Annotated in this window: 2 protein-coding genes; both read left to right on the top strand. The window is 43.1% G+C overall.

Going from position 1 to position 1,400, the window contains the following annotated elements; genetic code table 11:
• Window positions 1-291: 291 nt before the first annotated feature.
• A complete protein-coding gene (gene ltrA, locus BM254_RS17615) occupies window positions 292-1,206 on the top strand; it encodes a group II intron reverse transcriptase/maturase (RefSeq protein WP_217647773.1) in 915 nt (304 codons plus the stop codon).
• Window positions 1,113-1,400 (top strand): group II intron maturase-specific domain-containing protein (locus BM254_RS18035; protein ID WP_425434504.1); only part of this gene is annotated, 288 nt, incomplete at its 3' end. The genes ltrA and BM254_RS18035, both read left to right, overlap by 94 nt.

The raw sequence follows: 1,400 nt of genomic DNA, 5'->3' as shown, positions 1-1,400 counted from the left end.
TGAGTAAATGAAGCAGTGACATGAGTGGAAAGTGACTACTCTTACCCGGGGAGATCTCTATCTTTATTCCAAACGTTCGTAGTGATATGAAACGGAAGGTAGAGAAGTCAGCAGACGTCATAGTAGCAACGCAAGTTGCGAAGGACTGAACAATAATAACTTTGGAAAAAAAGGAGGTGGATGTATCGCCCGCATCGCAGAAAACGCTGTGGTAGAGACCGAAAGGCGACACGCCTATGGAAAGATAAGCTGGAAGCGAAAGATACATAGGGTGTGCGTAGGCGATACAACATGGAGATGACAGAACAAAGTGGTATCACGCTCATTCAACGGATGGTTAATCCGATGAATATAGAATTAGCTAAAAAGAAAGTGCAACAGAATAAAGGTGCCCCAGGCATTGATGGGATGACAGTCAAGGAATTAGATGCCCATCTAAGAGAGTATCTTCCTTACTTTAAGGAAAAGCTACTCAATGGTACTTACCAACCGCAACCGGTTAAACGTGTAAGTATCCCAAAAGCAGATGGGTCAAAACGCCATTTAGGTATTCCGTGTGTACGGGATAGACTCGTCCAACAGATGATTCTACAGATAATTGAACCGGAGATTGATGGCTACTTCTCAGATAACAGCTATGGTTTTAGGAAAGGAAGAAATGCGCATCAAGCCATTGTCAAAGTGCAATCTTTCTATGAAGAAGGGTACCGCTGGGTCGTTGACTGCGACCTCAAGAGTTACTTCGATACTATCAACCATCAGAAACTACAGAATCGTCTTCAATGGCATATTAAGGATAAAGTCATCCTTAAACTCATCTGGAAATTTCTCAGAGCTGGTATCTTGGATGGGGATAATTTCTATGAAGCGAATGAAGGAACACCGCAAGGTGGCCCCCTATCACCGCTACTTGCGAATGTATACTTAGACCAATTAGATAAAGAATTAGAAAGAAGAGGTCATAAATTCGTGCGATACGCAGATGACTTCGTCATCTATGTCAAAAGCAAAAGAGCCGGAGAACGTGTCATGGAAGGTATCACAGATTTCGTTGAGAAGAAGTTGCGATTGACGGTCAATCAGAAGAAAAGTAAGATAACGACCGCAACGCAATCATCATTCCTAGGGTTCCACATACAGAATCACATGGGAAAGTCGGATGCCGACCCTCACGGTCGGCTAAACAAAGATTCCGAAGGAAGCTAAAGAAACTCACGAGTCGAAAGCGAGCCGGAGATTTTGAAGACATCGTCGCAAGCATCAATCGCGTCACCGTTGGATGGATAAACTATTATTGCATTGCCAATATGAAAAAGTTTATTGAGGAAACACAAATGTGGCTTCAGAGAAGACTCCGTCAAATGATTTGGAAACGCTGGAAACATGTGAGAACGAGGTAT

The sequence above is a fragment of the Marinobacter pelagius genome (genome assembly GCF_900114925.1).
GTDB lineage: Bacteria > Pseudomonadota > Gammaproteobacteria > Pseudomonadales > Oleiphilaceae > Marinobacter > Marinobacter pelagius.
This window is presented reverse-complemented; position numbering and strand designations above follow the sequence as displayed.

Bases quoted from the DNA above. Each gene is read 5' to 3' on its own strand.
- ltrA (WP_217647773.1), top strand. From the start codon at position 292: ATGGAGATGACAGAACAAAGTGGTATCACGCTCATTCAACGGATGGTT.